Here is a 24,475-nt window from a genome sequence, read left to right as displayed (position 1 = left end):
TCTCGGGATGCGACGACCATCAATCGGTCGTTGCGCGGCTCGGCCGTCCCGCTCGCGGGCGGATGTGCGCTCGACAGCTCGCGGCACGCCCGTCGTGCGCCGTGCCGACGCGTCCGGCAGCCCTGCCTCCCGTTCGCCGGAGCCGTGCCAGTGGCCGACCGCCGTTCCACCCTGGCGGCGCGGTGCTGTAGTGAGTCGGTGCGGTGCGCACGCGCGACTGCGCTGTTTCGTGGCACGGAAGGAGAGAGATGGACAACACCGCCCCGGCCGGACACGTGATTCCGCTGACCCGGCTGGCCCAGAAGGCTGCCCGCCTGGCGCAGGTGGTGAACGCGGCCACCCGCCATGCCGCATCCGACGCCGGCCTGACAACAGCCGACGCGGACGTGCTGCTGACCCTCTTCGGCACCCCGGACCACCGGCTGAGGCCGACCAGCCTCTCCACGACCTGCGGGCTGTCCTCCGGCGGCACCAGCAACGTCATCCTCCGGCTGGCACAAGCGGGGTACGTCAACCGGGAGGCGGACGTCCACGACGGCCGTAGCACGTGGGTGCAGCTCACCTCCGAGGGCGAGGCGCTCGCGCGGTCAGTGCTGGCGGCGGCCACGGCCGAGCACTCCAGGCTGCACGACCGGCTGCCAGACGACACCGCGGCCGCCCTCGAACAGCTTCTCGACACCGCCCTTCACCACCTCGAGGGGCAAGACACGCGGCCAGCCGGGGCGCCACTGCCCTGATGGGGTATCCGGGACAGCCGCCGTGCAGTCCCACGAGCTCCCTGACCAGAGCCAGGCCGATACCGCTGCCCTCGTTGGACCGGGAGCGGGCGGTCTCGATCCGGTGGAAGCGTTCGAACAGCCTGGGCATCTCCTCGGCGGGCACCCCGATGCCGGTGTCGGCGACCGTGAGCACCGCATGACCGCCATCGGCGCGGACCGAGACGCGGACGGAACCCTCGAAGGTGAACTTCAGCGCGTTGCTGAGCAGGTTGAGGACGACCTTCTCCCACATGCTCCGATCCATGTGCACCGGCTGGTCCAGCGAGGGGCAGTCGACCTCGAAGGCAAGACCGGCCCTGGCCACCGCGGAGCGGAAGACACTGGCCAACTCGGCGGTGACCGCCGACAGGTCAACCGGCTCGTATCTGGCCTGTATCCGGCCGACTTTGATACGGGAGAAGACTCTGCTGCGCAATTACCCGGCGTGATGACGCCGTGCCGATACGGCCTTCAGAGCGCGTCGCAGATGCAGGCAGGCCGGGCGCGGCCGAGCCCTGAAAGCATGGCACGTGATCGCTCGCCGAATTGAGCAGCAGAGTCGGAGAAGTCCAGCAGGCTGTTGACGAGCTTGCCCGGTCGGAGGCCGTTGCGGTGGAAGGCCTCCAGTTCGTCGGGCGCCCGGGAGTCGCCCCCGTCGAACCGCGTGCGGAGCTCTTCCACCGGCCCCATGATCAGGGTGAGCGGGGTCCGGAACTCGTGGCTGATGCTGGAGAAGAAGGTGGTTTTCGCCCGGTCCAGCTGCAGACTCTGCGGCCCGAGGTGAGTCCCGGCCCAGTCCACCGCGGCAAGATCCCCGCCGACTTCCTCGTCGGCATCGAACACACTGCCCGCCGCGGCCGACGGCCGCCGTCGTCTGCGGTCGCTGCTCTTGGACTGGGTGAAGTCCACGGTCGCTGCCCGCAGCGCCGGCATGCGCAGTACGGGCAGTCCGCCCTCGCCGGGGCGCGGGGACCGGCCGTTGACCATTGGTTCGCTCAGCACGTCGGCCAGCCGGACGATCCTCCAGCCGGCAGGCACCTCATTCATCAGGCCAGGGCCCTGCGCAGTTCGTCCAGGGGGGCTTCCCCTGAAGCGTGGACACCGTTTGCTATGCGGCAGAGGCCAGCGTAGCTGATCGCTGTTCGAAGGCGATCGGGCTGATGTAGCCAAGCCCCGAGTGCCTGCGTCGCGTGTTGTAGCGGGTGACCCACCGGAACACCGCGAGGCGGGCCTCGCGTGCTCCTGACCAGTGCCTCTTCCCTTGCAGGGTCTCTCTTTTCAGGGTTGCGTTGAAGCTCTCCGCGGCGGCGTTGTCCGCGCTGGTGCCGACCGCGCCGCGCGAGCGGGTCACACCGAGCCGGCGGCACACCTTCGCGAACTCCTTCGACGCGTATTGCGCGCCGTTGTCGCTGTGGAAGACCGCCCCGTCGAGGCTGCCGCCCCGGGTGCGGGCGGCGGCTTCGAGCGCGTCGGTGACCAGCTCGGTGCGCATGTGGTCGGCGATCGACCAGCCCGCGAGCCGCCTGGAATGCAGGTCCAACACCGTTGCGAGATAGAGGAATTGACCATCGCCGATGGGCAGATACGTGATGTCGCCGACGTACCCGGTGTTCGGTTCGTCGGCGGTGAAGTCGCGCCGCAGCAGGTCCGGCACCGGGGCCGCTTCCGGCTCGGGGATCGTGGTGCGGACCTTCTTGCGCAGGTGCACGCCCTGGAGGCCGATGCGGCGCATCACCCGCTCGACGCGCTTGTGGTTGACGTCGCTCCCGGCGGCCTTCAGCTCGGCGGTGATGCGCGGGATGCCGTAGGTGCCGTCGGACTCCTTGTGGATCTCCCGGATCCGCCGCGCGAGGCGGGCATCGTCCCGGGCTCGCGCCAGGCGGGCCGGGGCGGCCTTCAGCCACCGGTAGAACCCGGACCTGGAGACCTCCAGGACCCGGCACAGCCGTTTGACGCCGAACGCGCCTCGATGATCATCAACGAACTGGAAACGGCTCACCAGTTGGTCTCGCCGACGAAATACTTCGCGGCCCTCCGCAGGATCTCCCGTTCGGTTTCCAGCTCCCTGATCCGGGCCCTGAGCTGCTTGTTCTCTTCTATCAGCACATCGTCGGAGGTTACCTCGGCAGTCTGTGCCGCCCGCGGCGAGCCGCTGGTGCCCGCCGTGTGGCCCTTGCGGCCCCGCTCGGTGCGCACCCAGTTGCGCAGCGTCTCCCGGCTGATCCCCAGGTCCTTGCCCACGCCCTCGAACGTATTCTTCGGGTCCGACAGGTACAGCGCGACAGCATCCGTCTTGAACTCCGCCGAGTACACCTTCATCACCATCAGTGACATCTCTTCCTCTGGACCCTCAAGGTCCAGTGTCCAAGGTGTCTACGATCCGGGGTGAAGCCCCCTGACCATCCGCCCGCACCACGACCTGCTCGCCGCTGCCCGCCACCAGGCCGCCACCGATCCCGACTGGCAGGCCGACTACCGCCGCTTCAGACCACCGGTCGAACGCGCCGTCGCCTGGCTCGTCCAGCACGGCAACCGCAAACTCCGCTACCGCGGCACCATCAAGAACGACACCTGGCTCCACACCCGAGCAGCCGCCCTCAACCTCCGCCGACTGATCAACCTCGGACTCACCCGAACCAACGGAACCTGGACGATCAACCCGGCCACCGCATAGACCGAGGGGCCGCCCGGCCTACGGCCGGACGCCCCCTCAGCAAGATCTTCATGAGTCTTCTAGGTGTTCGCGTAGGGGTTGATGATGCGGTGCGGGCGTCGGGCGGTCGCCATGACGTTCCCCGGGAAGCGGGGGCCCGCGACGTAGTGGCGACCTTTTGTCTGTCCGATCGCGGTCAGCACGCCGGCCTTTGTCAACGCCTGCAGGTCCCGCGTGGCCTGCTGGGTGTTGATCGCTTCCTGCCGCTCGTAGCGTGAGCGGCGTACCCGGCCGACCATGGCCACCTCGTGGAGGGCCGTGACCTGCCGCTCGCTGATCCCGTGCCCCTCGGCGTGCTCCATCAGCTCGATCCAGACCCGGTTCGAGCGGTCGACCCGGTGCTGCACTCGCTGGGCCTGCTCGTGGTAGGCGCGCAGGTTGAACTTGATCCAGGGCAGGGTGTCGCGTTCGGGCGAGTACACCGGCCCGCCGACCTCCCGCAGCACCTTGTAGTACTCCCAGGTGTTGCCGGGCATCCCGAGCCACTCCTCGATCGAGGAGAACTCGGGCGCGAGGACACCGCCGCGGGCGATCAGCAGGGTCTGCAGGGAGCGGGACATACGGCCGTTCCCGTCGGACCATGGGTGGATCTTCACGAGGTTCAGGTGGGCCATCGCCGCACGGATCAGGACGTGCCCTTCGGTGTCGCCGTCGTTGAGCCAGTCCACGAGCTCGGCCATCAGGCCCGGCACGAGCTCTTGGTCGGGGCCGTCGTAGTCGGTGGCGAGCTCGTCGCCGGGCGCGGTGATCCGGATCGACGTCTTGCGCCACTGCCCGGCGGTGCGCAGCGGGTGGTGGTGGCCCTGGAGCATCCAGTGCAGCGCGTTGAGCAACTCCTTGCTGTACCGGAAGTCGGTGACGTCGTGGAGTGACTGGATGTACGTCATCGCCTGCTGGTATGCGAGGGTCTCCGCCTTGTTCTCTTCGCTGGCGTCGACCTCACGCTCGCCGTCCATCAGGTCCGCGACGTCCTTCGCGTCGACTTGATAGCCCTCGATCGTGTTCGACGCCGCGATCGCGCTCGCGGTCAGCGCCTTGCGCAGATCCTGCGTCCACTTCATCGGCGCCTGCTGCACCGCGTCACGCAGTTGCACGCGCAGGCCGTCCACCTCGTGCAGGACCTTGAGGTCTGAAGCGTCGAGGGTGGGAGTCCTATACAGCATGAGTCAATGATACCAGTTATCTATCATTCCGCATGGCTGGCTGGGCATGCCGACGGCAGCGGTCGGGACTTCGGACGCCGCGCGGGCGTGTTCTTCGCGCCTAGGTCCTGTCTGGGATTCGGATCATGAGTGCGGTGTGATGCTGCGGATCCAGAGCATCGCGCCGCAGAGATGGAGTCCGGCTTCGTAGCTCTGCGGGGTTTTGTCATAGCGGGTGGCGATGCCACGCCAGTTGCGGAGCCGGTTGATACAGCGCTCCACGGTGTTGCGGTCCTTGTACAGCTCGGCGTCGTGGGAGATGGGTCGGCCGCCGGCGCTGCCGCGCTTCTTGCGGTTCGCGGCTTGGTCGGCCTTCTCCGGAATGACCGCCTTGATCCCGCGTATGCGTAGGTAGCGGCGGTTCTTCCGGGAGGAGTACGCCTTGTCCCCGGCCACGGCGTCCGGCCGGGTCCGGGGGCGTCCGACGGGGCCGCGGACCTTAATCCGCTTGAGGACCGCGGTGAACTGCGGGCTGTCACCCGCCTGTCCAGGGGTGAGGACGAACACCAGCGGCCGGCACCGGCGATCGGCCGCAACATGGATCTTGCTGGTCAGCCCGCCTCGGGAACGTCCCAGTTCAGCGGCTTTCAACCGGGCCCGGCGCCGTCTGCGGATCCGTCGCCGCTCGGTGCGTGCCTCGTCTTCGCCTTGGGCATCACCTTGTCCGTCCTGCGGCTGTTGTCCCTCCTTGCCGCCCCCTTTTCCGCTTCGGCGGCGGCCTCAAGGGCCGCCGGCTGCTCGGGATCGAGGACCATCCCGGCGGCATGGTGGTGAGCGCGGGAGGTTGCCGAGTCCACGCTGACCAGACCCATGTCAACCTGGTCACGGGCGGCAGCCTCGGCGATCATCGCTTCCATCACCTGCTGGAAGATGCCCCGCTTCGCCCAGATCCGGAAGCGGTCGTACGCACTCTGCCAGGGCCCAAACTCGGTCGGCAGATCACGCCAGGGAGCCCCGGTGCGGAACCGCCACATCGCCGCGTTGAAGTACTTTCGCAGATCAGGGATGGGCCCGACCGCGGCATACGGGAGATGGGGTTCAACCAGGGACCACTGCTCATCGGTGAGATCGCCTCGCGCCATGACTCATGACCTATCAAGACCGAGCCTCCGCGCGCAGGCGATCCACCTAACTCATGATCTGAATCTCAGACAGGACCTAGTTCTCAGCGGACTCGGCGGCCCGGGTCTGCTCGGCCGGCTCGGTCTGCTCGGCCGCCGCCGCGGACTCCGGGGTCTCCCCCGCCCGGATGGCCGCCTCGGCCTCGGCCGCGCGGTCCGGGCCGAGCCTGACCATGCGCTTCGCCTCTTCGATCGCCGCGTCGAAGCCGGTCTCCGGGTTCTTGCGGAGCAGTTCGGTGGCACGGGCGTGCGCCGCCACGTCCGGGTCCGGGTGGGTTGCGGCCTTCTCCAGGACGGGCTTGATCACCTCACCGAGGTCGACGAAGGCCCGGCTCAAGCTCAGCTGCACGCTGCGGTCGCCGCGGCCGAGTTGCAGGACCAACTCCTCGGCCAGGGCCTTCCTCTCGTCCTCCGGTACGAGGACGACCGCCACGCGCCACGCGGTCCGTGCGACCTCGTCGTCGGCGTCGCGCGGCATGTCGCGGGTGATCCAGGCCCATGTGCTCTTGTCGTTGATCTTGGACAGCGTGTGCAGCGCCTGACTGCGGGCCTGATTGCGCTCGGAGTCCAGCTCCTTGCGGATGCGGGGCAGGGTGATCTCCGGCGAGAGGCGGATCAGCGCCCAGGAGAGCATGTCTCGCACGAAGAAGTCGGGCTCGACCGCGCACCGCTCGACGAGGGTCTCCAGGAAGACGGGGTCGGGGTTCGAGCCGGCCGCCAGGGCCGCCTGAAGCCGGACCGAAGAGTCCCCGGCACCCAGAGCGTTGATCAAGCGGGTGTGCTGCGCGGTCACGTTGGTCGTGTTGATCGGGACCACCTCCTGCACCACAGTAGAAAGGTTGTCACGGTGTCAAGGTCAAGCCCGCACCCGGCGAAATCGGAAAGCTGCTGGTCACCGGCTTGGACTCGACGCGGTCGACATGCCGGGTGACAGGTTCGGCACACTGGGTGAGCGTACGGAGGGGCGAGGGTGGCCGGCCGCCCGGCCACCCCTCGCCCCGTCAGGATGCCTTGCGGGCGAGCACCCGGTACGTGTTCGACAGACCGCGACCGCCTCCGACCGCCGCGGAGACCCGGTCCACCAGATAGGCCAGCGCCAGCACCGGCACGCTCGCGTTGAAGGTGATCTTGCGCAGCAGCGCACGGGCGCGGGTCGGTGGGGCCGGTCGCCACGCCAGGTCCTCCCCGCCGATCAGCCCGGCATTGATCGCCAGGACCGCGGCACTGACGACGTCCTGCCCGTTGTGCGGTTCGGCCCGCTGCTCGGAGACGACGGTCAGCCCCAGGGACTTCAGCTCGGCGCGCAGGTTCGCGATCGGGATCATGTGCAGGTGCTGGGGCTGCAGCCAGGAGATCCACCACTTGCCGAGGAGCTTGGCCCAGGCGCACTCCGGGTCGGGCAGCTCGATGGCCAGGTACCCGCCCGAGGGCAGGGCCGCCGCCGCGGCGGCCATCTCCGCCTTGGGGTCCGCGGTGTGTTCCAGGTAGTGGTACATGCTGATCACGTCGTACTCGGCGGCGAACCCGGGGGCCAGGTCGACGAAGCTGCCCTGGTACGCCTTGCGGAGCCTGCACTTCTGCTGGGCTATCAGCACTCCGTCGGTCCGGTCGAGCCCGTCGAACTCGATGTCCGGCAGCATCCTCTTGGCGTCGGCCAGGAAGTGCCCGTGTCCCGTGCCGACGTCGAGCCACTGCTTGGGCTTGACGTGGGCGGCGACCATGCGGGTCCGCCCGTCGTGCCCGGCGCGCTTTGTCGCGAAGATTTTGTTCATGTTCTCTTCGCCGAGACCGTCGTAGAAGTCCCGGTAGTAGAACTCGAGTCCGTCGTCGTTCAGCCTGGGGTTCTGATCCCGGATCCACCGGCTGACATCTGTGGACAACTTCTCCGGGAACGAGGAAGAGCCTTGTGAGCTGCAATGATGGGAGTTCTTGAGGCTTCCAGCACGCACGATGACAAGGCTCTTCCAAGATGCGATCTTCCCATGCCGCCGTCCATGTCTCCGCGCTCTTCGACGAGCCGAATCTGATCGCTGACGCGGGGCTGCCGCCGCTGGTCGCGCTCGCCGAGCGGGCCGGGCTGCCCGAGCTCGCTGCCGGCGTTCGCATCGAGGGCGCCGACAACAGCGGTGGCGCGCACGCGGCGGCCAAGGTGATGTCGCTGCTGGGCGCGATGTGCGCCGGTGCCGACTCCATCGATGATGCCGACCGGCTGCGGCACGGCGCGATGGCGAGGGCCTTCACCGGCATACGCGCCCCGTCGACCCCCGGCACCTTCCCGCGGCCCTTCACCCATGGCCACAACCAGCAACTCAACCGGGTTCACCGCGAGTTTCTGGCCTCCCCGGCCCGGCACACCCCGCTGCTGCCCGGCGCGGGCGAGCTCATGTTCATCGACATCGACCCCACCCACCGCCGGGTCCACGGCTACGCGAAGCAGGGCGCCGAGCACGGCCGCCTCAAGGGACAACGCACCCTGCACCCCATCGTGGCCACCTTGTCCACCCCGCTCGCCCGGCCCGTGATCGGCGCGGTCCGCCTGCGCCGCGGCAAGGCCGCAGACGTCCGCGGCGCGAAGAGCTTCGTGGCCCAGGCCCTGACCATCGCCCGCGAGTCCGGCGGGACGGGCATCCGGATGGTCCGCGCGGACAGCAAGTTCTACACCGCCGATGTGGCCGCCGCCTGCCGCACCGCCGGCGCCCACTTCTCCCTGACCACGGGCATGAACCCGTCCAACGCCACCGCGATCGGCCGCATCGACGACGACGCCTGGACACCGATCCGATACCCCGACGCCTTCGTGGATCCCGACACCGGCGAGATGATCTCGGATGCCGAGGTCGCCGAGATCGAGTACACCACGTTCACCGGCCGCAGGAAGAACGAACAGGTCACAGCCCGCCTCATCGTGCGCAAGGTACGACGCCTGAACCCCCACACACCTTCCGGGCAGGGCGAGTTGTTCGACTCCTGGCGCTACCACCCCATCTTCGCCGACAGCCCTTTCGGCATGCTGGAAGCAGAACTGCACCACCGGCAGCACGCGATCGTCGAGCAGGCGATCGCCGACGGAAAATCCTCCGCCCCCGCCCACCTGCCCTCCGGTCACTTCCAGGCGAACGCCGCCTGGCTGACCCTGTGGACGATGTCGCACAACCTGCTGCGGGCCGCCGGCTCCCTGACCTCCGTCTTCCACGCCAAGGCCACCACCGCCACCCTCCGCGCCCACCTCGCCCACGTCCCCGCCCGCCTGGCCCGCACCGCGAGGATCAAGCTGACCGCCCACCTGCCCGTCAACTGGCCCCGGCGTGACGCTTACCAGGGCCTGTTCGTGGCCGTCCACCGCCCACCCGCACTCGGCTGACCGACCTACACCCCGAGCACACCGACGGCCACACTGGCCCTGGGCGACACCACCACACCCCCGACCCCAGGGCCCCGGCGTTTGCCCGGGTCGTCCGGTTTGATCATGTGATGCCGTAGAGGCTGAGGACGAGGGTGCGTTCGGTGTGGGCTCGGCGTCCGGCGGCGGTGTTGACGTACCCGGCAAGCTTGAGCGCACCGCGGACCAGGTCGCGGACGGCGGCGAGGACCGAGGGCGTGTTGTGGGTCCTGACCTGGGACTTGTCCTCGTTGAAGGTCACATCCCGACACCAGTGGACGGTGTTCTCCACCGTCCAGTGCCCGCGAGCCCAGGACGCGATCTCGGCGGCACTCGCCTCCTCGGCGGGCAGGTCGGTGATGGCGTAGACGGTCTCGCTGGACCACTTCTTCGCCCCTGTAGAGACGGCGTCTGCGCTGGATGCGCAGGACCTGGGCCGCGTGGGGGAAGAGCAGGCCGTTGACGGTGACGGCCTGGACGAGACGCTGTTCGTGGCGGCCGTGGCCGCGGGCGTCGTCGCGGTGGATGACGGGGATCTTCTTCCAGGGCAGGGAGTGGAGTTGACGGGCTTGGCCGCGCTGGTTGTTCTTGATGGTCAGCAGGTGGTGCGCGCCGCGTTCGTGCAGGTAGGTGGCGTGGTCGCGTGGGGCGTGGAGGGCATCGGCGGTCACGACCGCCCCCTGGAGGTCCGCGTCGTCGATCTGGTCGAGGAGGGGTTGGAACTCGGGGATCTCGTTGGTCTTCGCGCCGATCTCGCGGGAGGCGAGGGTGATGCCGTCGCCGTGCCGGACGGCGGAGAGCACGAAGACCCGGCTGCCGTCCGGGCGCCTCGCGCCGCGCAGGCACTTGCCGTCCACCGCGATCGCCCGGCGCCGGGAGCGCACCGGTTCGGCGCGGGCGGCCGCCCGGTGGGCGCGGCGCTGTTCGCGTTCGATGCCGCCGTCGGGCATGAGCGGCTCGGGAGAGTGGGACAGCAGGGGCCGCAGGTGGTCGTAGCCGGCCGCGCTGACCTCACCGGGATCGAGCCGCCCCAGAACGGTGCGCAAGGTTTTCTCGCTCGGGATCCGGTAGCGGCCGCGCAACGGATGGTAGGGCAGACCGAAAGCGGCCAGTTCCTCCGGCGTCGCACGTCGGCACCACTCCGCCGCCGCGGTGATGGAGTCATGGCCCGCCGGGGTCATCGCACAGACCACCAGGGCCAGCAGCGAGGAGACCCGGTAGCGCACCCCGCACGCCCCGCGAGGATCGGTGACCGGCTCGAACTCGGCAACCGGGCCGCGGACTTGGCCTCGCGCAGCATCCGAGCCGAGGGCCTCCAGGCGGGGCGCCGGAGAGACGGGAACGACGGCAGGGGATGATGGAGGAACGAACACGGCACCTTCGTGGATCTTGCAGCGTAGAGAACTCCATGATCCACAGGTGCCGTGTTCATCTGCTTCCGGGGCCCGCCAGCATGATCAACCGGCCCAGGCCGGGGCGATCCGGGCAAACGCCGGGGCCCTGTGGTGCTGCCTGGTTGGGATCGCAACCCCGAGCTACCAGGAGGCCCTGCCGTTATGCCCTGGCCTCCGAGAGATCACCCGATCAGGAACCGTGCTCGACTGGTCAAGTCTGCCGAGTGGTAAGCGGATGGCTTCTCAGGGTCTGCCGGTCAGGGGTTGGCGCAGATCGCGTACACACTGATGCCGACGGTGGAGTAGCCGTCCTGGCGGCCGAGTGCGATCCAGCCGCGACCGTCGTCCGTGGGGAAACTGCCGACCAGGATTGCGCCGTTGCCCTGGGCTTCGGCGCCGCCGCCGATGACCTGCTTACCCGCCGGGCAGTAGACGGTCCGGCGCTGGAAGTTGGGCACGTCGGCGTTGGGGAGCCGGACGATCTGATAGCCGTCCACGGCCGCGGCCCGTGCCGGTGCCTTGGCCGCTGTGGCCTGGCCGGTGGCGGACTCACTGGGGGTGGCCTGGGCCGCCCACCCGGCTCCGGATACCAGGGCCAGCGTCAGAATGCCCGCACCGATCGCCTGCTTGCCTCGCATGCGTATGTCCTTTCGTCCATGGAGGACCCCAGGAAACGGGGTTCTCTCGTCGGACATCATCAGGGCACCAATCAGCAGATAGGTGGAGGAATCAACGTAAATAACTCGATGAGGTGAATAGAGGGCGCATATGGTCGGCGGGTTCTTGCAGGCGGACCGCCTCTACGGTGTGTGAACCGTTCCGGGTTCGGTGGAGACTCGATTCCATGTAAGGATTGAGTCATGGCACGCCCCTCCTCCTATCCCCCTGAGCTGCGCAAACGAGCGGTCCGTATGGTCGCCGAGGTCCGTAATGACTATCCGAACGAGTCGGCCGCCTTGAGGGCGGTCGCCCAGAAACTCGGGATCGGCTCGGCCGAGACCCCAGGGCCCCGGCGAGTGCCTGGATCGTCCGGTTTGATCATGTGATGCCGTAGAGGGCGAGGACGCGGGGGCGTTCGGTGTGGGCTCGTCGTCCGGCGGCGGTGTTGATGTAACCCGCGAGCTTGAGTGTGCTGCGGATCAGGTCGCGGAGGGCTGCGAGTACGGCGGGCGCGTTGTGGGTCCTGACCTGGGACTTGTCCTCGTTGAAGGTGACATCGCGGCACCAGTGGACGGTGTTTTCCACGGTCCAGTGCCCGCGAGCCCAGGACGCGATCTCGGCGGCGTTCGCTTCCTCGGCGGGCAGGTCGGTGATGGCGTAGACGGTCTCGCTGGACCACTTCTTCGCGCCGTAGAGGCGGCGTCTGCGCTGGATGCGCAGGACCTGGGCCGCGTGCGGGAAGAGCAGGCCGTCGACGGTGACGACCTGCACGAGCCGCTGCTCGTGTCGGCCGTGGCCCCGGGCGTCGTCACGGTGGATCACGGGGATCTTCTTCCAGGGCAGGGCGTGGAGCTGACGGGCTTGTGCGCGTTGGTTGTTCTTGATGGTCAGCAGGTAGTGAGCGCCGCGTTCGTGCAGGTAGGTGGCGTGGTCGCGTGGGGCATGGAGTGCATCGGCGGTGACGATCGTCCCCGCGAGATCTGCGTCGTCGATTCCGTCGAGGAGAGGGGCGAACTCGGGGATTTCGTTGGTCTTCGCGCCGATCTCGCGGGAGGCGAGCGTGACGCCGTCGCCGTGACGGACGGCGGACAGGACGAAGACCCGGCTGCCGTCCGGGCGGCGGGCGCCGCGCAGGCACTTGCCGTCCACCGCGATCGCCCGCCGCCGGATGCGTACCGGATCGGCGTGGGCGGCTGTCCGGTGGGCCCGGCGCTGTTCACGCTCGGTGCCGCCGTCGGGCATGACCGGTTCCGGCCGGCGGGGCCGTGGGGACAGCAAGGGCCGAAGGTAGCCATAGGCCGCCGCGCTGATCTCGCCGGGATCCAGGCGTCCCAGGACACTGCGCAGAGTCTTCTCACTCGGCACCCGGTAGCGGCCGAGGAGCGGATGGTAGGGCAGGCCGAAGGCGGCCAGTTCCTCCGGCGTCGCGCGTCGGCACCACTCCGCCGCCGCGGTGATCGAGTCGTGTCCGGACGGGGTCATAGCGCAGACCATCAGGGCCAGCAGCGAGGAGAGCCGGTAGCGCACCCCGCGCGCCCCTCTCGGATCGGTGACCGACTCGAACTCGGCGACCAGGCAGTGGACTTGGTCCTTGGCGGCTCCCTCGCCGAGGGCTTCCAGGCGGGGCACCGCGCAAGCGGGGGCAGCGACAGGGGATGATGGAGGAACGAACACGGCACCTTCGTGGATCTTGAAGCGTAGAGAACTCCATGATCCACAGGTGCCGTGTTCACCTGCTTCCCGGGCCCACCCTCCAGATCAACACCCCAGAACAGGATGTTCCCGACACTCGCCGGGGCCCTGCGGCTCACCCCGGCCAACAACTGAACCTCAACAACCAAGACCAGCCGTTAAATTGACACACCCCGGGCAGCCGCAGCCAGCGCAGACTTGGCATGGCAGTTGGTCAGAACGACGAAAGTCGAGCAATACTGGCGGGAGGGGGTTGTTCCGACCGTGCACTATTCCCCCGATATCGCTCGCCCCGACTGGTGAACCTGAGTATGCGACGCCGGGACTCTGGGCTCTACCCGGGGCGGACGGATCAGTTGCCGCGGGGTGGCCCGGCGGCAGGCTCGGCCGGGCCACCCCACTGTCAGCGAGTGTCGGTGCGTCGAGCCAGCAGTGCGGCCCATGCATCGTGAAGCGTGCAGGTGAGGTGGGATGGTGTGCGGGCCTCACGAAGTCGTCGCCGCGGCGCTCACGGCTCCCTCTGCACCGGCGCCGTTGGCACGCCGCCCGGACCGGAGTTCGTACCGGACCGCACCCACACCATCGAAGTCATACTCAGCGCCACCGCACACGACCAGCGAGGTCGAGATACGAGCGGTGGCCTTGGGGGCGGGGGCAGCTTGCCACGGGTTCCCGGGCATGCGATCGGACAGCGCGAGTGGACGCTACGGAAACCGCCCGGTCCGCCGAACGGAGGAGCGTGGGATACGTGACACCGGCGCGGTGCCGGGGCCGGCGGCCCCAGCCAACCAGCAGGGCCGGGGAACCGCACCGGATCAAGGCCGGGAAGAAGCGGCTTCAGCGGATCTTCTTGAAGTCGGTGCGCACTGTCACCGCAACTCCCGCGAGGGAAAAATCGATCTCCTCACCGAACCGGTAGGGCACCGCCGAGGTGTACTCGTCGCCCTTCGGCGCCTGGTAGAGCACACACTCCCCGGTCAACACATCGACGATCAGGTACGTGGGAATCCCGCGCGCCGCATACTGGTTGAGCTTGCGCCCATAGTCCTGCCCGACCGTCGAGCGGGACACGCTCTCGGCCACGAAGTGAACATGCTTCTGGTCGACGAAGGCATCACCCGGACCAAGCGCACCTGCGTCGACCACCAGCACATCGGGCTCGGGCGTGTAACCGTCCCTCTCCGGCAGTACGCCCTTGTCCCGCGTGACGTGCAGACCGGACTCCCCTCCCAACTGCTCCGCCAGCTGCAACCGGATCGAATCATCCGCCTCGCTGTGCGCCTCCGTCACCGGCGACATGTACAGGCGCCCCTGGTCGAACAGCAGCTTGACCGCCTTGGGCAGCTTCATCGAGCTGCGCACCTGGCGCAGCCACTGCGCATACTCCGGATACATCGCGGTCATCGCACCTCCCTGCTCATCCCGAGATACCGCCATCGTACGGGCCGGGCACCACCAACCAAGCGGATGTTGACACAGGGCTCCGAGACACGCTGGGAGTCGCGGCCAACCGGTCGTCGCCCCCAAGCGCCCATCTCGCCGCATCCCCGCGGAGCAGCATCGAGGGGAAGCAGAGCAACTTTCGGGTCACCTTGTACAGCAAGGACATGATCACCCGGACATGCTGCCAGCCGATGACCCGTCACCGATGCCACCTGCGACGACGGCTTTCCGAACGGCACAGGCTGGCGCTGTTCTCGCCCGCTCCGTATCTCAAGATCTCAAGCTGGCGAAGCCGCTTCACGCAGAGGCTTCCCATCCGCGGAGTGATCGGGAGGTCGAGTCGCCCCTTCCCAAGGCCGCGCCACCCTCGGGTGAATTCAAAGTGCCCAGCCGCGGCAGTCACACAGCGATCATCCCACTCAGATGCGCGCTCACCGACGATGCGCGACGCTGCGAAGCTGGCCTACTTCGTCTCGTTCGGGTGGCTCGTGTGCACCTGCTCCAGGAAGACCGTGCGCTCGTGGACGTAGAACCAGATGCGCGCGGTGCCCTTCGCAGTCGGTGTGTGCTGCCACCGCTCATGGGTCGCGCCGCCACGCCCGATGACGCCGAGCTCACCCTTGAGCCGATAGTTCGTCGGCGTCGTGGACAGTGGCGTCCGCGTGAGGAAGTCCCAGGTCTCCGTCATGGGGTTGCGGATCGTCGCGACGAGGTCGCGCCAACCCTTCTGCGCGTCGGCTGTGGCGAAGCGGATCTCGTACTCGATCTTCTTCGGAGGGCGAGGAACCAGCTCGCCCTTCCTGGCGGCCGCCACGGTTAGGGACGCTCCACGGTCTCATCGTCGTCGAGCCACTCCAGACCGGCGCTGCCGCTGCTGAGCCCGGCCGCGACGGCCGTGGCCGTCTCCTTCCAGGAGGTCAGCTCTGCGATCGCGAGGTGCGGCTGGTCGGTGGCGAACGACGCGCGCGCCGCATCGACGAGGTCCTGCGCGCAGGACTCCCGGTCGGCCGGCGACAGCGCGAGCATCCAAGGGAAGGCCTTGGACATCCGCTCGGCGAGCGAGCCGCGGTCGTCGAGGGTGACGGTGATGAGCTGCGCGGCAAAGTTCAGCAAGCGGGCACGGCCCTCGGCCTCGCGCTGTGACATCAGGACCAGAGCCTCGCCGTCGCGCCGGGTCACCGTCACGGGGTGGTCCTCGGCCTCGGCGAAGACCTCGGCGGAGCGCTTACTCAGGTCCGAGGAGCGCCGAGTCGCCGCGGGGAGGTCTGCTGCGATGGTCATGGATCCATAGTATTCGGAACGTATTCGGAAGTCCAGTGGAGGCCGCGGAGTGCGTGCGCCAGATTCGGCCTCCGGATGCGGTCCGAAGTCAGATCTCAGCCTTCCTTGATGCTTGAGTCAGACCCGAACTCACAGCCGGTCGATCGTCGAGATGGGGAGCGCACTTACAGAGCTGCTTGCCTTGCGCCCCCTGCCTGACATCGTCAGGCGAGACGCCTTGGCACGATGCGACGGGCGGCGAAGCGGCGGTGCTGCTCGAACTCGCTGGTCCAGGGGGCATGGGCCTGGTAGCCGAAGACGTGATCGGGCAGATGCTGCGCCCACATCGCGCGGGCCGCACGGACCGGCCGGCCCAATGAGGTACTCATGGTCAGCTCGGGAGAGCTAGCGGGGAGGTCTGAACCACCCGGACCGTCCTGTCATGGACCTCGTAGCCGAGCTCGAAGGCGAACCCCGGACGGCGCCCCGGCCGGTGCAGGGCGCCGAAGGTCTCGGCTCCCGCACCGAACCCGTGCTGCTCCGGGAACACGGCCACGGGAGGAAGATCCGGGGGCGCTCCTGGCTGGGGTCTCCCGGCCGTCAGGCACGTAGCAGGGTGACGGTGCGTCCGGAGGGCGTGGTCTGCTGCGAGAAGGCGGTGCGCTCGTGGACCGGGGCTGCCTGCGGGCGGGTGTCGAAGACGACGAGGGTGCCCGTGGACAGCTCCATGCGGTCCAGGTAGTCGTCCAGCTGTGCCAGCCCCTCGGCGAGGGGGTCGGTGCGGCCCTGGCGCCACACCTTCAGCTCCAGCGCCTCGCGCTGCACCGCCCGAGAACCGTCGGCAGCGGTGTACGGCTGACGGACCAGCAGGTCCACGCGCCGCCGGCCGACCCCGTACTCCCGGTCGATGAAACCCGCCCCGTTCACGATCCGGTGCAGGTAGGCCATCATCACCAGCTGTGCTGCGGCCTCCGGGTAGGTCGAGGCGGTGGCCAGGATCTCGCCGTTCTCCCGCCAGAACTCGGCGAAGGAGCACAGCAGCTTGTCCATGTCGATCCGGCCGTCCGGGAGCCGGAAGCTGCTCGGGGCGTCGACGACCTGGCTCTCCGTGTTGTTTCCCAGGACCCGGACGATGACCTCCTGGTAGATCGGATTGGCCACCCGCACCGGCGCGTCCGGAGCGACCAGCCCCAGGTCGCGCACGTATGCCAGATCGTCGTCGTACGTGTCCGTCGGCAGGAGCAGCTCGCCCGCGATCACCGGCTGGATCACCCGCCGCACCCGGTCCTCGCCCAACCTGGCGGCCAGCGAGTCCAGATGCGTCGCACGCGCCAGGATCAGCCGCTCCTTCGCCTCCTCCATGTGCTCGGCCGTGATCGGCGTGTCCGACGGCACCCCCATCTCCTCGACGACCTCCCGGGCCAGCGCGTTGACCAGCCACGGCTGTCCCTGGGTAAAGCTGAAGGCACGCTCCAGCGCATCCACCGTGAAATCCTGCCCCGTCTGCGTGGAGTGCTGCCCGTACAGCTCGGCGACCTCGGCCTCGGCGAAGTCGCCCAACCGCAGCGACGCCACCTTGATGTTGAAAGGACTCGACGTACCAAGGCGCCCCGGATCCCCGCCCGAGGCCGCCTTGTAGTCACGCACATCCCGCAGCCCGCACAGCACCACCGCATGCGGGAACCCGCCACGGCTGACAGTGAAGCCATCGCGCAACTGACGCAGCACACTGCGCAGGCTCTCCCCCCGCAGCGCGTCGATCTCGTCGAAGAACAGCACCAGCGGACGCGGACAGCTCCGCACCCACTCAGCCAGCCCCCGCGTGAGCCGGGACCCGGGCACCGCGTCGGGCCAGGAGACGCAGGGCGCGAGCTCATCAGCAAGCCCGGCGGACTCCGCGGACCGCCGAATCGCCTCCAGCACCAGCAGCTCGGCCTGGCCGTAGTCCTCACCGGCCACCTCCGCGCTCTCGCACGAGAAGTGCAGCGCCGCGTACCGGCCCGAGGCCGTCAGTTCCCGGGCCATCGCCGCCAGCACCGTCGTCTTCCCGGTCTGCCGTGGCGCGTGCACCACGAAGTACTGACCCTGCTCGATGTACCCGCGGGCCCTGGGCAGCCGCTCCTGGGCCGACACCATGTAGTGACGCGTGGGGACGCACGGCCCGGCCGTATTGAAGTAGCGCATACCGCGCACGCTAGCCGACGGTACCGACGACCTGAGGCGACCGTGCACCCGACCACCGGCTACACCGCCCCGTACGGGCACGAGTGCCAGAGCAGCGGTGCCCCGGTGCGGGGATCACCCGGCGGGCAGACGCAGAACCGCGGCCAGCGCCCGCTGGAGTGCGGTGACCGCTGGAGCGCCTCCGGCGACCGCCAGGGCATGCGGGTCACCGCGGCACAGCTCTTCGCGTGCCGATCAGCTCATCCGGGGCACCGTTGTCGTCCCAGTCGGCCTCACGCGTCCTGCCCTTGCCGAAAATCTCATCCGGACTGGTGAGCGACCGGGGCGCGCACTGCGGCCAGTGCCTTGTCGGACAGTTTGGCCGCGGGGCAGGGGCCGGTTCCCCGCGACCACGAACACCGGAAAGCGGCTGTACCTGCTTCGTCACGGCGGCAAGGAGTGGCTGGACGAAGATCGACACAGTCGCATCGCCGTGGAGACCCGCAGGGGCCGCGAGATCGCCGGCGTGGATGGTCTCCACTCGCACGTTGCCCTGCCATGGAGCTGGAGATTGCCGATCCGCTGCAAAGCAGGTGGCTGCGCCGTTCGTGGTCGGCGAGGGAGGGCACTGGAAAGGCGCCATCTCCCACCGCTCTACCGTTCGATCTTGAAAATGGTGGAAACCAGCAGGTCAAAGCCGCTCAGGACACGTCGACATAGTTTCGTTCATGAAGTTCATCTCGACCAGGAGCTTCATGCCGTTCGTCTACTACCGCATCGTGCTCGGCATCGTCATCATCGTCCTGGTCGGCGTGGGTGCCCTGAGCCCGCACGCGGCCGAGTCGGCGGGCTGAACCAGGGCCGCGCAGGTAGCGCTATCGAGCATTTTCTAGCGCCTGATTGCAGCACCACGCCATGATCATCTCCCACTTGTCTCCCACTCATCTCCCATCCGGGGAGGCGGGATACACCCCACTAGGACGTGTGCGTCCGCGAAGCAGGGGATGACGCGGAAGGGCCCGCACGGCTTGCCGACGCTTGCCGTGCGGGCCCTTCCGTACCCCGGGTGGGGCGGGTCAGCTGAGGTTCATGTCCGGCCCAGGCCGCAACCCTCGCCACGAGAGAAACGCAGCCGGTCATCCACCGTGTCCCAGGCATCGCCGGTGAGGTCGTCCAGCGCGGCGGCGGCCGTGAGGATGAGCCGGACGAGGCGCGCTTCCGGCGTCCGCCGCGGCCGGTTCGGTCACGTCCAGCGGCGCCCCGGCGCCAGGGCGACCGTCAGGGCAGAGCGCGCCTTGACGCACGGCCACGGAGGTTGGCCTCCGCCGCCCCAAGCCCCCGGGTCCAGGGGCCAGGCTCGCGGTGAAGCCTGCGCACGCTTCACCAAATCCCCGAGCAATCTGGGCCTGGATGTCAGACCGTTCCTGCCAACGGGCGTCGATCGGGGATAATCGACGCCATGTCGCTCCCCGAAGCCGTCGCACTCGCCCCGGGCGTCGCCGACCCGTACCGAATCAAGTTCGTCCGGCGGCTGCCCGGCTCCCTGGACGAGCTGCGCGGACCGGTGCACGGCGTGGTCGAGCTGCCGCTGACGGTGGCCTGGTCCGGGCTGCGCTCCTTCGACCTGGACCGGCCGCGGCTACGGATGAGCCTGTACCGCACGGTGCTGTCCGAGGGCATGCGCGAGGACCTGTGCCGCTTCCTCAACGCCGACCTGCTGATCGAGCTATGGCCGACTCTGCGCACCCTGATCGGCACCGCCGTCCGCGACGCCTGGGAGGGCGCCTTCCCCGAGCTGCGTGAAGCCGGCCAGGCCACCGCCGCGTGAAGAAACCACCGATGCCGGAGCTGCACGCCCGGCTCCTCGAAGACGTCCTCGCCCTCGGTTCGCCCTACCCGCTGGTGCTGACCGGCGGCTACGCCGTCCAGGCGCACCAGCTCGTCGACCGCCCCAGCCAGGATCTGGACGTCGCCACCCAGAACCCTGCCCCCATGGCCGACATCGCCCACTACCTGGTCGACGGTCTGACCCGGCTCGGATGACGGGCCGAGACCATCGAGGTTTCCCCGCTCTCCGCCCGCTTCCTGGTCACCGATCCCGACAGCGGTCAGGAGTGCGAGGTCGACATCCTCAAGGAGGTCTTCTGGCACCCCACCGTCCCGACCTCCTACGGTCCCGTCCTGTCCGAGCAGGACGTCATCGGCACCAAGGTCCGAGCCATCGCCGAACGCGGCGCCGCCCGCGACCTCATCGACGTCTACGCCGCCTCCCACCGCTGGACCACCGCCGACCTGGAAGAATTCGGCCGTCGCCACGCCCGCCCCGACACCCTCTTCGGCCCCGCCGAACTCCAGGCCCGCCTGGTCGGCGCCGACTGGATCGACGACACCGAGTTCGCCGCGTACGGACTCGACGAACAAACCATCGCCGACCTGCGCATCTGGGCCCGCGCATGGTCCGATGCCATGGCGCGCCGGGCCGCGGCCGAGAACGCGTACGAGAAGGAGTACGGCGAAGCAGGATCCGTACAGGAAGATCCGTACGACAGTTTCGACCCGGACGAGTACGAGAACTGAGTTCCCCGCCCGTATAGCGTCGCCGAAGGCGCCCGTCCAGCAGCCACGCTCCTTCCGGCCCGCGATGCCTCGGCCCTTATAGCAGCTGCATCCGGCTACTGCGGCCGCCGCGCCAGCTGCGGTCCAGTCGTAGATCGTGGGCGATCTTGCGGACGTGGGCGCCCGACCGTGCGAGACCGTCTGGCCTTTCTGCTGGCCGATCTGCCCGTGGAAGTGCTGGGCCGGATGCGTTCTGACCGCGTCCTGTTCTTTCCGCCGCCGCCCCAGCCCGCGGGCAAGCGCGGACGCAAGCCCCGGCATGGAGAGGGGTTCGGCTTCGAGGATCCGAGCACCCATCCTGTCCCGTCCCGCACCACGGTGAGCGACACCATGCACTACGGACAGGCCCTCGCTACCGCCTGGGACCGCCTGCACCCGCTGCTGACCCGGCGCTCGGCCTGGGCCGGCCACCTCGCCCAGCTGCCGGTCATCGAAGGCACCGTCATCCGTCTGCAGGTCGACCACCTGCGCGGCGACCGCAATCCCAAGCCGATCTGGCTGTGGTGGTCCGCCACCGGCGCCAGCGCCGCAGATGTGGACCGCCTCTGGCAGGCCTTCCTGCGCAGATTCGACCTGGAGCACACCTTCCGCATGCTCAAGCAGACTCTGGGCTGGACCACACCCAAGCTTCGTGAGCCGGCTGCCGCGGACCGCTGGACCTGGCTCGTCATCGCAGCCCATACCCAACTCCGCCTGGCCCGGCACCTGGTCGAGGACCTGCGCAGACCCTGCCGCGGCTGCCGCTGCTGGAGATCGCCGGAGCGGCCGGCCTGCTCGTCGGGCTGCCCCTGCCGCCTCTGGCGGTGACCGCCGGCGCGGGGGTGTTCCTGTACTTCTGCGGCGCCGTGGTCTTCCACGTCCGGGCGCACGACCGCAAGGGCATGATCGCCCCCACCGCGCTCGCGGTGACGGCACCGGCGGCCGATCTACGCCCAGACCGCCGCGTACGGCCACTTCGGCCGTGAACTGCCCGACTTCACGTGGGAGCGGACCGATCGCGTGGCGGAACTACGCAAGGCCGCGGGGGCATAGAGAGCCGACGCCACGCAGGGAAACGGTGGAGGAACGGGGCCCGTAGTCAGGGAAGGTCGAGGCAGCCGGCGGGGTCGCGCAGACGCGCGGACCACTCAGGGCCGCGCAGGGCGTCCGCGGCGTCGCGGGGAACGCTGAGGTGGACATCGCGGCTGTAGTCGTCGTCCGGGGTGGGCGTGACGAGGACGGTCCAGGGAATGAGGCTCGCCGGATACTCGAACCAGAAGGGTCGTCCGGTGCCGAACTCGACGGCGTAGACCGGAAGCCGGCTCATGTTGTTCAGGGCGACCGTGCCCTCGAAGGCGTCCAGCGTCATCCGGCTGAGCACGCGTCGGGAGCGTCCGGCCCGGCGCTGGGCGTCCAGGAACGCCGTCTCCTGGCACACCCGGGCCAGGGTGACGCGATCCACGGCGTCCCGCACCGCCTGGGCGGCGTGGGCGAGGGGTTCCTCGCGCAGCTCGCGAGCCGGGAGCACGGCCGTGGTGTTGGACACGGCGTTGCCTCCGTAGCCGTCCGGCAGGCGCTCCTTGAGCGTTTGCCGCAGGCCGACCACGACCCCCAGGCGTTCCTCGGCGTCCGGAGCCCGGTCACGCAGAGCGCCGAGGACCCGCCACAGATGGGCGCCGAGAGCATCACCGCTGGAGGCGGGCGCCCGGTCCCGGTCCTGCCCGTCCCGTGCCGCCTCCCGCAGTGCCAGTACGTCCCGGACCGGGAACCTGACGGTGAGTGTGCGTACATGACGGGCGTGGGCGTTGACCGTCCAGAAGAAGCCGAACTTCTTCCGGCGGGTGACCACGGCGTACTGGGGATCATCCGGCGCGGGATGCGCTTCTTCGGCGAGGCCGTCGAGGAAGTGGCGGTCGTACGGCGGTGCGGCCTGGTCCTGACCCGCGTGGACGCGGGACCAGTGGAGCAGGAAGCCGAAGGTCCCGCCGCCGTCGACGATGCTGTGGTTGATGGAGACGCCGAGGACAGAACCTCCGCCGCGCATGTGGGTGACCTTGACGGTGAGCAGCGGAGTGTTGTGGCCGACGACGCGGAAGGGGTTGACGGAGCGGACGTAACGGCGCAGGTCCTGTCCGACGGGTCGGTCGGGCCCGTGGTCCTGCATGGCGTGGTCGGAGCGGGACACCTCGAAGAGCGCGCCGGCGTCGCTGCACACGATGCTGAGGCCGCCGTCCGCATCCCGTTCGAGGCGGCCGGTGAGCAGCGGATAGTGGGCGAGGGTGCGTCGCAGGGAGTCCTGGAGGGCGCCGTCGTCCAGCGTCTGCCGGTAGTAGAAGGTCCACAGCGTGGCGAAGGTGCCGTTCACCAGGTCGTGGACGCCCAGCCGGACCCGCGCGCCGGACGGGCCTTGGCCGCGCAGGACGACCGTGCGCTCGGGGGCGCCCGATGGGCCATGTCTCATCACGCGTCTCCAGAAGTGTCTGCGGGGCCCGCGGCCGGTCGTTTCCAGCGTGCGGGACCGGCAGTGATGAAATCCCTAGACCCTGCGCGGGGATGCCTCGGCGAGGGATGCCGAGGACCCCCCATGCTTTTGGTGGATCCCTAGAGTTGCCCGGCCTTCCTGGCCAGCGGCCGGGCATACGTGCTGGTCTGGGGTTCCCCCGATCGATCGATACGGGCGTGGGGACCCGCTTCGACTGCAAGCCGGCCGTCCGTCTCGTCCCCACCGGCACACACAGGAGGCCATCAGCCGATGGGGAACGACAAGACCGAGATCCTCGACCTGGTGCGTGAGTACCACCGCTCCACCGTCTCGTCGGGGTTCGTGCCGGGTGTCACCGCGGTGCTGGCCTCGGGTGCGGTACTCACCGAGGACGACCGGGTGGCGCTCGTGGAAGCGGCGCTCGACATGCGGATAGCCGCGGGCGTCAGCTCGCGCAGGCTGGAGCGGTCCCTGGCCAAGTACTTCGGTCTGCGCAAGGCCCATCTGACCAACTCCGGCTCGTCGGCGAACCTGCTGGCGCTGAGCAGTCTGACCTCGCCGCAACTGGGTGAGGACCGGCTGAAGCCGGGCGACGAGGTGGTGACGGTCGCCGCCGGATTTCCCACGACGGTCAACCCGATCCTGCAGAACGGTCTGACACCCGTCTTCGTCGACGTCGAACTGCACACCTACAACGCCTCACTGGAGCGGGTGGAGCAGGCGATCGGCCCGCGCACCCGGGCGATCATGATGGCGCACGCGCTGGGCAACCCCTTCCAGGTGCGGGAGATCGCCCAACTCGCCGAGGACCGCGACCTGTTCCTCATCGAGGACAACTGCGACGCCCTGGGCAGCACCTACCAGGGGCAGCTGACCGGGACCTTCGGAGATCTCGCGACGGAGAGCTTCTACCCTGCCCACCACATCACGATGGGCGAGGGCGGCTGCGTGGTGACGGACAACCTGATTCTGGCCCGGATCGTGGAGTCGATGCGCGACTGGGGTCGCGACTGCTGGTGCGAGCCGGGCGAGGACAACCGCTGCTTCAAGCGCTTCGAGCACCAGATGGGGTCGCTGCCGGAGGGCTACGACCACAAGTACATCTTCTCCCACGTGGGCTACAACCTGAAGTCGACGGACATCTCCGCAGCGCTCGGGCTTCAGCAGCTGAGCCGGATCGACGAGTTCGGCACAGCTCGCCGGCACAACTGGGCCCGGCTGCGGGAGGGCCTGGACGGGCTGCCGCACCTGCTGCTTCCGGAGGCGACGCCGGGCAGTGACCCGAGCTGGTTCGGCTTCGCCATCACGGTCCGGCCGGACGCGCCGTTCGCGCCGGGCGCGCTCATCGACCACCTGGAGACCAGCAAGGTGGCCACCCGGCGCTTCTTCGCCGGCAACCTCACCCGCCACCCCGCCTACGAGGGACGCGAGTTCCGCGTGAGCGGGCCGCTCACCAACAGCGACATCACGACCGAGCGGACCTTCTGGATCGGGGTGTACCCGGGGCTCACCGACGAGATGATCGACCACAGCATCGACACGGTGATCGAGTACGTGACGCTGCCCCACTGAGCACGCGAACGGGGCCCGGGGCCGTGCAGGACGCTGTTGGT

At 68.9% G+C, this 24,475-nt stretch carries 18 protein-coding genes and 9 pseudogenes; 10 read left to right on the top strand and 17 right to left on the bottom strand.

Annotation, left to right across the window (positions count from 1 at the left end):
• The first annotated feature begins 248 nt into the window (after nt 1–248).
• A complete protein-coding gene (locus HUV60_RS29835; protein ID WP_257851349.1) occupies nt 249–737 on the top strand; it encodes a MarR family winged helix-turn-helix transcriptional regulator in 489 nt (162 codons plus the stop codon).
• A gap of 16 nt (nt 738–753) precedes the next feature.
• Here HUV60_RS29835 and HUV60_RS29830 read toward each other — a convergent pair.
• The 3 genes and pseudogenes from HUV60_RS29830 to HUV60_RS29820 all read right to left on the bottom strand — a co-directional run.
• Nucleotides 754–1,179 (bottom strand): annotated as a pseudogene (locus tag HUV60_RS29830) (sensor histidine kinase); the annotation flags it as partial.
• Between the two features lie 146 nt (nt 1,180–1,325).
• Nucleotides 1,326–1,520: pseudogene (locus HUV60_RS34125) on the bottom strand (histidine kinase dimerization/phospho-acceptor domain-containing protein); the annotation flags it as partial.
• A 346-nt stretch (nt 1,521–1,866) separates the two neighbouring features.
• Nucleotides 1,867–3,083, bottom strand: a protein-coding gene (locus HUV60_RS29820) for an IS3 family transposase (RefSeq protein ID WP_269441289.1) whose coding sequence is annotated in 2 segments (ribosomal slippage) — nt 1,867–2,774 and nt 2,774–3,083 — 1,218 coding nt in all. Because the reading frame shifts where the segments join, the coding sequence is not laid out codon by codon here.
• Between the two features lie 70 nt (nt 3,084–3,153).
• On the opposite strand from HUV60_RS29820, the pseudogene HUV60_RS29815 reads away from it, so the two are divergent.
• Nucleotides 3,154–3,432: pseudogene (locus HUV60_RS29815) on the top strand (transposase); the annotation flags it as partial.
• 59 nt (nt 3,433–3,491) lie between these two features.
• Here HUV60_RS29815 and HUV60_RS29810 read toward each other — a convergent pair.
• The 4 genes and pseudogenes from HUV60_RS29810 to HUV60_RS29795 form a co-directional block, all read right to left on the bottom strand.
• Complete coding sequence (locus HUV60_RS29810) at nt 3,492–4,634, bottom strand: Fic family protein (protein WP_257851352.1); 1,143 nt, start codon at nt 4,632–4,634, stop codon at nt 3,492–3,494.
• 123 nt (nt 4,635–4,757) lie between these two features.
• Nucleotides 4,758–5,755 (bottom strand): annotated as a pseudogene (locus tag HUV60_RS29805) (IS5 family transposase).
• Between the two features lie 76 nt (nt 5,756–5,831).
• Nucleotides 5,832–6,620: a HEAT repeat domain-containing protein gene (locus tag HUV60_RS29800; RefSeq protein ID WP_257851781.1), complete on the bottom strand. Its 789-nt coding sequence runs from the start codon at nt 6,618–6,620 to the stop codon at nt 5,832–5,834.
• 175 nt (nt 6,621–6,795) lie between these two features.
• On the bottom strand, nt 6,796–7,674 hold the full coding sequence (locus tag HUV60_RS29795) for a class I SAM-dependent methyltransferase (RefSeq protein ID WP_257851353.1): 879 nt from the start codon (nt 7,672–7,674) through the stop codon (nt 6,796–6,798).
• 89 nt (nt 7,675–7,763) lie between these two features.
• Between HUV60_RS29795 and HUV60_RS29790 the strand changes: the two genes are divergently transcribed.
• Complete coding sequence (locus HUV60_RS29790; protein ID WP_257851354.1) at nt 7,764–9,155, top strand: IS1380 family transposase; 1,392 nt, start codon at nt 7,764–7,766, stop codon at nt 9,153–9,155.
• A 103-nt stretch (nt 9,156–9,258) separates the two neighbouring features.
• Here HUV60_RS29790 and HUV60_RS29785 read toward each other — a convergent pair.
• Nucleotides 9,259–10,546 (bottom strand): annotated as a pseudogene (locus HUV60_RS29785) (ISAs1 family transposase).
• Between the two features lie 278 nt (nt 10,547–10,824).
• The gene (locus HUV60_RS29780) at nt 10,825–11,205 is read right to left on the bottom strand and encodes a hypothetical protein (protein ID WP_042169753.1); all 381 of its coding nucleotides are present in this window, start codon (nt 11,203–11,205) and stop codon (nt 10,825–10,827) included.
• A gap of 222 nt (nt 11,206–11,427) precedes the next feature.
• Between HUV60_RS29780 and HUV60_RS29775 the strand changes: the two are divergent.
• A pseudogene (locus HUV60_RS29775) lies at nt 11,428–11,568 on the top strand (IS3-like element ISMyma3 family transposase); the annotation flags it as partial.
• Nucleotides 11,569–11,605: 37 nt separating this feature from the next.
• Here the strand turns inward: HUV60_RS29775 and HUV60_RS29770 are convergent.
• From HUV60_RS29770 to HUV60_RS29740, 7 genes are all read right to left on the bottom strand, one after another.
• Nucleotides 11,606–12,901 carry an ISAs1 family transposase gene (locus HUV60_RS29770; RefSeq protein WP_257851355.1) on the bottom strand — a complete coding sequence of 432 codons (1,296 nt, stop codon included), beginning with the start codon at nt 12,899–12,901 and terminating at the stop codon, nt 11,606–11,608.
• A gap of 855 nt (nt 12,902–13,756) precedes the next feature.
• Nucleotides 13,757–14,323 (bottom strand): Uma2 family endonuclease, encoded by a 567-nt coding sequence (locus tag HUV60_RS29765; protein WP_257851356.1) that lies wholly within the window; start codon nt 14,321–14,323, stop codon nt 13,757–13,759.
• 502 nt (nt 14,324–14,825) lie between these two features.
• Nucleotides 14,826–15,176: a hypothetical protein gene (locus HUV60_RS29760; RefSeq protein ID WP_257851357.1), complete on the bottom strand. Its 351-nt coding sequence runs from the start codon at nt 15,174–15,176 to the stop codon at nt 14,826–14,828.
• A 2-nt stretch (nt 15,177–15,178) separates the two neighbouring features.
• The gene (locus HUV60_RS29755) at nt 15,179–15,643 is read right to left on the bottom strand and encodes a prevent-host-death protein (protein WP_257851358.1); all 465 of its coding nucleotides are present in this window, start codon (nt 15,641–15,643) and stop codon (nt 15,179–15,181) included.
• Nucleotides 15,644–15,846: 203 nt separating this feature from the next.
• Nucleotides 15,847–16,011, bottom strand: coding sequence for a hypothetical protein (locus HUV60_RS29750; RefSeq protein WP_257851359.1), 165 nt, complete (start codon nt 16,009–16,011; stop codon nt 15,847–15,849).
• Between the two features lie 2 nt (nt 16,012–16,013).
• Entirely contained in the window at nt 16,014–16,178 is a 165-nt protein-coding gene (locus HUV60_RS29745; protein WP_257851360.1) for a hypothetical protein, read from the bottom strand.
• A 44-nt stretch (nt 16,179–16,222) separates the two neighbouring features.
• On the bottom strand, nt 16,223–17,806 hold the full coding sequence (locus tag HUV60_RS29740; RefSeq protein ID WP_257851361.1) for an ATP-binding protein: 1,584 nt from the start codon (nt 17,804–17,806) through the stop codon (nt 16,223–16,225).
• A 695-nt stretch (nt 17,807–18,501) separates the two neighbouring features.
• Here HUV60_RS29740 and HUV60_RS29735 point away from each other — a divergent pair.
• From HUV60_RS29735 to HUV60_RS33680, 5 genes and pseudogenes are all read left to right on the top strand, one after another.
• Nucleotides 18,502–18,639, top strand: a pseudogene (locus HUV60_RS29735) (undecaprenyl-diphosphatase); the annotation flags it as partial.
• A 605-nt stretch (nt 18,640–19,244) separates the two neighbouring features.
• Nucleotides 19,245–19,613: a hypothetical protein gene (locus tag HUV60_RS29730; protein ID WP_250293842.1), complete on the top strand. Its 369-nt coding sequence runs from the start codon at nt 19,245–19,247 to the stop codon at nt 19,611–19,613.
• An 11-nt stretch (nt 19,614–19,624) separates the two neighbouring features.
• Nucleotides 19,625–20,362 (top strand): annotated as a pseudogene (locus HUV60_RS29725) (nucleotidyl transferase AbiEii/AbiGii toxin family protein).
• A gap of 177 nt (nt 20,363–20,539) precedes the next feature.
• A pseudogene (locus tag HUV60_RS29720) lies at nt 20,540–21,169 on the top strand (transposase); the annotation flags it as partial.
• Nucleotides 21,055–21,366, top strand: a complete 312-nt coding sequence (locus tag HUV60_RS33680) for a DoxX family protein (protein WP_331462057.1) — start codon at nt 21,055–21,057, stop codon at nt 21,364–21,366. The pseudogene HUV60_RS29720 and the gene HUV60_RS33680, both read left to right, overlap by 115 nt.
• A 113-nt stretch (nt 21,367–21,479) precedes the next feature.
• On the opposite strand, the gene HUV60_RS29710 is transcribed toward HUV60_RS33680, so the two are convergent.
• Nucleotides 21,480–22,841 carry an acyltransferase gene (locus tag HUV60_RS29710; protein ID WP_257851362.1) on the bottom strand — a complete coding sequence of 454 codons (1,362 nt, stop codon included), beginning with the start codon at nt 22,839–22,841 and terminating at the stop codon, nt 21,480–21,482.
• Nucleotides 22,842–23,132: 291 nt separating this feature from the next.
• Here HUV60_RS29710 and rfbH point away from each other — a divergent pair, with 291 nt between their 5' ends.
• Complete coding sequence (gene rfbH / locus HUV60_RS29705; RefSeq protein ID WP_257851366.1) at nt 23,133–24,434, top strand: lipopolysaccharide biosynthesis protein RfbH; 1,302 nt, start codon at nt 23,133–23,135, stop codon at nt 24,432–24,434.
• Nucleotides 24,435–24,475 lie beyond the last annotated feature (41 nt).

Source organism: Streptomyces sp. KMM 9044 (assembly GCF_024701375.2).
In the GTDB taxonomy this organism is placed as follows: Bacteria; Actinomycetota; Actinomycetes; order Streptomycetales; family Streptomycetaceae; genus Streptomyces.
The sequence above is the reverse complement of the archived record's forward strand: the minus strand, read 5'-3'. Positions and strand labels throughout refer to the sequence as shown.